The sequence below is a fragment of the Polaromonas sp. P1_G4 genome (assembly GCF_056405475.1).
This window is the reverse complement of sequence record NZ_JBFUCA010000280.1, coordinates 1-5,595: the sequence shown is the minus strand read 5'-3', so window position 1 is coordinate 5,595 and position 5,595 is coordinate 1. Positions and strand designations below refer to the sequence as shown.

The following is a 5,595-nucleotide window of genomic DNA, read 5'->3' as shown; positions in this document are numbered from 1 at the left end:
TGTCTGTATTGGGTTGGATCCTGATTTGATACCTGGGGTGCATCCCGCGGCAGCTTGAGAGCGGCTATTTCAGCCAGCCCCGCTTGCGGAAATAGATCATCGGCACCAGTGCACTGGCCACCATCAGCGCGATCACATACGGATAAGCCGCCGGCCCCAGAAGCTGCAGTTCGGGGAAAGACATATTCATGCCGTAGATGCTGGCGATCAGCGTAGGCGGCAGCAGCGCGACGCTGGCCACCGAGAATATCTTGATGATCTTGTTCTGGTTGATATTGATGAAGCCTACCGTGGCATCCATCAAAAAGTTGATCTTGTCAAAGAGGAAGGCGGTGTGTGAATCGAGCGAGTCGATGTCGCGCAGAATCTGCCGCGCTTCCTCGAACTGCTCGGCGTTGAGCATCTTGCTGCGCATCATGAAGCTGACCGCGCGGCGCGTGTCCATCATGTTGCGGCGGATGCGGCCGTTCAGGTCTTCGTGGCGGGCAATGGCGCCCAGCACTTCGCCGGCCAGGGCGTCGGTCACGTCGCCCGACAACACCTGCGCGCTGACTTTTTCGAGCTCGACATAAACGCCTTCCAGCGTGTCGGCGGAATACTCGGCGTCGGCGTCAAACAGCTTGAGCAGCACCTCCTTGGCGTCTTCGATAAGCCCCGGGGCGCGGCGCGCGCGCATCCGCAGCAGGCGAAAAACCGGCACGTCTTCGTCGTGGATGGAAAACAGCACACCCTTGCTCTTGAGGTCGTCGTTGACCAGGTTCAGGATGAAAGCCACCCGCACGGTGCGCGGCTCTTCGTCGTCGGCAATCAGGAAGTCGGAGCGGATGTGCAGCTCGCCGTTGTCTTCCTCGTAGAAGCGCGCGGACTCTTCAATGTCCTCGTCCATCGCGTCTTCCGGAATGGACAACCCGTAGTACTGCTTGATCCAGCGTTTTTCTTCGAGGGTGGGAGACTCCAGATCCACCCAGATGGGCTGGAATTTGGAGAGTTCTTCCAGGGATTCGATTTCTTCCTGGAAAAGCCGGCCGTTGGCCAGCGTGAAAATATTGAGCATGACTGACTGCCTATCGGTTCAAGGGCCGGCACAAGGCGAACGCTCAGGCCTTGCGCGAAAGCGCGGTAAAAGGGCGGTGGGATATGGCATCGCTTTCAACCCCCTTTCAACGTGAGCCTTTGCAAGCCTGGCGTCAGTCTGCGGTGTTGAAAGCTAGCAACTAGGGCTACTTTCCAAGGATTTCTCCGTAATGAATAAGCGGCGATTATGGCATTTCACACCTGGTTTATCCACCGCTTGCGCTACATAAAAAACTCGATGAGCTCGCTCTTTCGCGCGTAAGCGTCCTGTTCGCCCAGCGCCATCAGCGCCTTGACAAACCCCGGCTCGAACAGCAGGTAGCTGGCCAGTGCGGCGCCTCCCGGACTGCCTTTGGCGCCCAGCGCACCCAGGCCAGCCAGCGCGTTGTAGGTCCCCCGCGGTAATTCGCCGGCGTGGGCTTGCGCCAGTGCGTCGAGCGACTGTGACGGTGCAATCGCCAACACGTCGACGGGCCGGTAGGGCATGACAGCCGCGATTTCGCGCGGCATCTGCCGCACGGTTTTGCTCACGCGCTGGGCCTGCTCCACGTCGGCCTGCAGCGTGTCCTGAAACACACTGGCCATGGCATGGCCGGCAATGGCGCCCAGCGTGGGCCGGCYGCTCACGTTCGGCCCGTTGCTGCCGACGAAACCGGCGCGCTCGGGTTGCCCCACGCCGATCACCAGCACCTTGCTGGCCCCAAGGTGCAAGGCGGGTGAGAGCGGGGAGCTCTGGCGCATGGAACCATCGCCAAAGAACTCGCGGTGGCCGTCCACCCAGAGCGGCGTGGAGGGGAACAGGAAGGGAATGGCGCTGGAAGCCATCAGGTGTTCGATGGTGACGGGCTGGAACTCTGCACGCCGCCCTGGCCGGCTCCRGAGATCGGCGTGGCGGCCGGCAGCCATCTGGCAGAACGTCCAGTGCACGCCGCTGCTGTAGCTGGAGGCCGTGATGGCCAGCGCGTGAAGGGTTTTATCCTGCAGCACCTGCTCGATGTGGCCCAGCGAAATGGCATGGTGCAAGGTGTCGACCAGCGGTGTGTTGTCCAGCAGGGATTGTTGCGCCCGCACCTGCTGCGACAAAAACAGCGCCGCCGCAATGCGGCTTGAACGGATCCACGCGGGAACCTTGAGCTGGTAAACCTGCGATGAGCGCAATGTGGTCCAGAAATTGGCCAATCGGCCGAATGCCTGCAAGCCTTCACCCGCATGGCTTGCCAGGAAAGCTGCGTTCAACGCACCGGCTGACGTGCCCACCAGGATCTTGAACGGGAATTTCGGGTCAGCCGCACCGCCCTGCACGCTGAGCATGGTTGACAGGGCGTGAAGCACTCCCGCCTGGTAGGCCGTGCGTGCGCCGCCGCCCATGAGGACAAGGGCATTTTGCGCCTCGTCAGGGCGGGTTAACGCAGAAGAAATGATGGTCTCAAGCGACATGGCCGGGCCGGGTATGCGGCGGACGTGGTGAAAGCAGGCGGGGCATGAGCTTGATCGGCTGGTGTTATGGTTTTTTCGCCATGGGGCGCTGTTTCAGTCTTTGCCATTGCCTCATTGATGGGGCCGGGCCGGCTGCGGGCAATTGTGTCAGCATGATGCCGCCGCGAAAGACTTCCTGCAAGTCCGCTGGCTTGGCCGCCACACGGTTTGACTTGGTAAAAAGCCAGAAGAATCAAAGGCCTTCAGGCGCTGCCAGGGCGGCACGCCAGCACTCAGCGCATGCAGTGAAATCGGGTCAAGGGGTTTTTCATAAGGTTTCATTATTTATTGCGGCGCAAGGTTGCAATTGCGGGGCATCGGGCGCATAGTGAATCCAAGAGAGTGTCCCCGTCCGCTGCCTCGCCTTCATGGGCCCGGCAGTGTTTTCAACCCAGCTCCAACCTTGGAAAAAGGAGTCTCTTTATGAACTTGACGATCAGCGGCCACCATCTTGAAGTTACCCCCGCGCTACGCGGTTATGTGACCAGCAAGCTGGATCGGATTACCCGGCATTTCGACCAGGTAGTAGACGTAAAAGTCCTGTTGACAGTGGACAACATGAAAGAAAAGGAAAGACGCCAGCGGGCCGAATGCAATGTGCATGTCAAGGGCCGCGACCTGTTTGCCGAGAGCTCCCACGCTGATCTTTACGCCGCAGTTGATGAATTGACAGACAAGCTGGACCGTCAGGTTGGGCGTTACAAAACCAGAACCCAGGATCACCACCACGTTGCTGCCAAGCGCCAGGCCTGAAAGTCTTTTCGGGCTGTCCCTTTTCAGAGTGCGCGGCTTCTCCTCGAAGGGCCGCATTCACCGGTGGCGTGCAGACGGAAAAACCTGCATTGCACGTTTTCTGTCGCGGCGAATCTGCAGGGCATCTGCAGGCGCGCCAAACCAGACGCCGAAGCCGCTTGTGGCGCCAAGCGGCTTTTTAATGCCTTTTTTGCGGTCAACCCGCTGCAAAGTGCATAATTCGGCGACTAAAAGATTGTTATGAACCGTCTTTCGCAAATTTTGCCCCCCTCCCAGGTTCTGGTCAGCGTTGAAGCGACCAGCAAGAAGCGCGCTTTCGAGGAAGCCGGTCTGCTGTTTGAGAACCAACATGGCCTGAACCGCGCATTGATCACGGACAGCCTGTTCGCCCGCGAACGCCTGGGCTCCACCGGGCTTGGCCACGGCGTGGCGATTCCGCACGGCCGGATCAAGGGCCTGAAGGCCCCCATGGCGGCCGTTTTCCTGTTGCAGGCGCCCATTGGCTTCGATGCGCCGGACGAACAGGCCGTAGCCCTGCTGATTTTTCTGCTGGTTCCCGAGGCTGCCACTCAAAAACACCTCGAAATTCTTTCGGAAATTGCCGAATTGCTTAGCGACAGCTCCCTGCGCGAGCAACTCAAGACCAGCACCGATGCCGCTGGACTGCACAACCTGATCGCTTCCTGGCATTCCGTCCACGAAGTCAGTTCTTAGATGCGGTGTTGCACGGTTGCACGCTGTCCGGCCCGGCAGGGTCTTGAACAGGAAAAGTACAAGGCCGCATGAAGCCCACCGTTGTCAGCGCTGACGTTTTATTTGAAGACCACCGCGCCGCCCTGAAATGGGAATGGGTTGCCGGCCTCGGGGCCTCCGAGCGGCGTTTCGACGAAGTCGCCGTGCGGGCTGCACGCTCTGGCGCCGATCTGGTCGGATACCTCAACTACATTCATCCCTACCGCGTGCAGATCCTGGGCGAACGCGAGGTTGCTTACCTCACGAATGCCAGCCCTGAGGACTGCGCCCGGCGCATTTCCCGCATCATCACGCTGGAGCCACCGGTGCTGATCGTCGCCGACGGCCAGACCGCGCCGGACACGCTGCTGTCGATGTGCGAACGCGCCCAGTTGCCGATGTTCGCCACGCCCGAATCGGCGGCTTTCGTGATTGACGTGCTCAGGGCCTACCTGTCCAAGCATTTTGCCGACCGCACCTCCATGCATGGCGTGTTCATGGACATCCTGGGCCTGGGCGTCATGATCACCGGTGAATCCGGCCTGGGCAAAAGTGAACTGGGGCTGGAACTGATTTCGCGCGGACACGGCCTGGTGGCCGACGATGCGGTAGACCTGTACCGGATCAACCAGACCACGATTGAAGGACGCTGTCCGGAACTGCTGCAAAACCTGCTGGAAGTACGCGGCATCGGCCTGCTCGACATCAAGGCCATTTTTGGCGAGACGGCGGTGCGCCGCAAGATGCGCCTGAAGATGATCGTGCACCTGGTGCGCCGCGAAACGCTAGAGCGCGATTACGAACGCATCCCGTACGAACCGCTGACGCAGGACGTGCTGGGCATCCCGGTGCGCAAGGTCATCATCCAGGTGGAAGCCGGCCGCAATATCGCCGTGCTGGTCGAGGCCGCCGTGCGCAATGCGATCTTGCAGCTGCGCGGCATCAATACCTACCAGGATTTCGTGGAGCGGCACCGCCGCGCCATGGAACAAGACGATTAGAAGGCGCGAATAAACCTACTGCGCAACCCGATCTTGCACCTGCGGTCCTCGCCGTACGCAAGTACGGCTCCGGTCCTCGATGCAACCTCGGGCTGCTCGCTACGGTTTCTTCACACCTTCTGCGCCGCAGTTTTACTTGCTATTGAATCAATAGCTGCTTGCGCTTGTATATAAAGGGCTGCAGGCCATTTCTGCTAAAAATTAAGCGTGATGGTGCCGTACCGGTGCGCCGTTGCGGTTGGGGCACTTGTCTTTGGTGCAGTTAGCGTAGATCGACAGTGAATGATCGGCAATGGTGAAGCCCTTGGCTTTGGCGACGGCATTCTGGCGTTTTTCAATCTCGGCGTCGTAGAACTCCTCGACCTTGCCGCAATCGAGGCAGACCAGGTGGTCGTGGTGCTGGCCTTCGTTGATCTCATAGACCGCTTTACCTGATTCGAAATTGCTGCGGTTCAGCAGTCCGGCCTGCTCGAACTGGGTCAGCACCCGGTAGACCGTGGCCAGGCCAATGTCCGAGCGGTCTTCCAGCAGCACCCGGAACACATCTTCGGCTGTCATG

Annotated in this window: 7 protein-coding genes; 3 read left to right on the top strand and 4 right to left on the bottom strand. The window is 59.9% G+C overall.

Going from position 1 to position 5,595, the window contains the following annotated elements; all coding sequences use genetic code 11:
- Positions 1-64: 64 nt before the first annotated feature.
- On the bottom strand, positions 65-1,054 hold the full coding sequence (locus AC1D1X_RS14370; RefSeq protein ID WP_477668780.1) for a magnesium and cobalt transport protein CorA: 990 nt from the start codon (positions 1,052-1,054) through the stop codon (positions 65-67).
- A 242-nt stretch (positions 1,055-1,296) separates the two neighbouring features.
- On the bottom strand, positions 1,297-2,511 hold the full coding sequence (locus AC1D1X_RS14365) for a patatin-like phospholipase family protein (protein ID WP_477698510.1): 1,215 nt from the start codon (positions 2,509-2,511) through the stop codon (positions 1,297-1,299).
- Positions 2,512-2,973: 462 nt separating this feature from the next.
- Here AC1D1X_RS14365 and hpf point away from each other — a divergent pair, with 462 nt between their 5' ends.
- Entirely contained in the window at positions 2,974-3,303 is a 330-nt protein-coding gene (hpf, locus tag AC1D1X_RS14360; protein ID WP_007872838.1) for a ribosome hibernation-promoting factor, HPF/YfiA family, read from the top strand.
- A gap of 57 nt (positions 3,304-3,360) precedes the next feature.
- Here the strand turns inward: hpf and AC1D1X_RS14355 are convergent, their stop codons facing one another.
- A complete protein-coding gene (locus tag AC1D1X_RS14355) occupies positions 3,361-3,654 on the bottom strand; it encodes a hypothetical protein (RefSeq protein WP_477668940.1) in 294 nt (97 codons plus the stop codon).
- Here AC1D1X_RS14355 and AC1D1X_RS14350 point away from each other — a divergent pair.
- Together AC1D1X_RS14350 and hprK are read left to right on the top strand one after the other, a co-directional pair.
- Positions 3,544-4,017 carry a PTS sugar transporter subunit IIA gene (locus AC1D1X_RS14350; protein WP_477668778.1) on the top strand — a complete coding sequence of 158 codons (474 nt, stop codon included), beginning with the start codon at positions 3,544-3,546 and terminating at the stop codon, positions 4,015-4,017. The genes AC1D1X_RS14355 and AC1D1X_RS14350 overlap by 111 nt on opposite strands.
- Positions 4,018-4,085: 68 nt before the next feature.
- Complete coding sequence (gene hprK / locus AC1D1X_RS14345; protein WP_457281495.1) at positions 4,086-5,036, top strand: HPr(Ser) kinase/phosphatase; 951 nt, start codon at positions 4,086-4,088, stop codon at positions 5,034-5,036.
- 201 nt (positions 5,037-5,237) lie between these two features.
- On the opposite strand, the gene AC1D1X_RS14340 is transcribed toward hprK, so the two are convergent.
- A partial coding sequence (locus AC1D1X_RS14340) for a transcriptional repressor (protein WP_477698509.1) occupies positions 5,238-5,595 on the bottom strand: 358 nt, incomplete at its 5' end.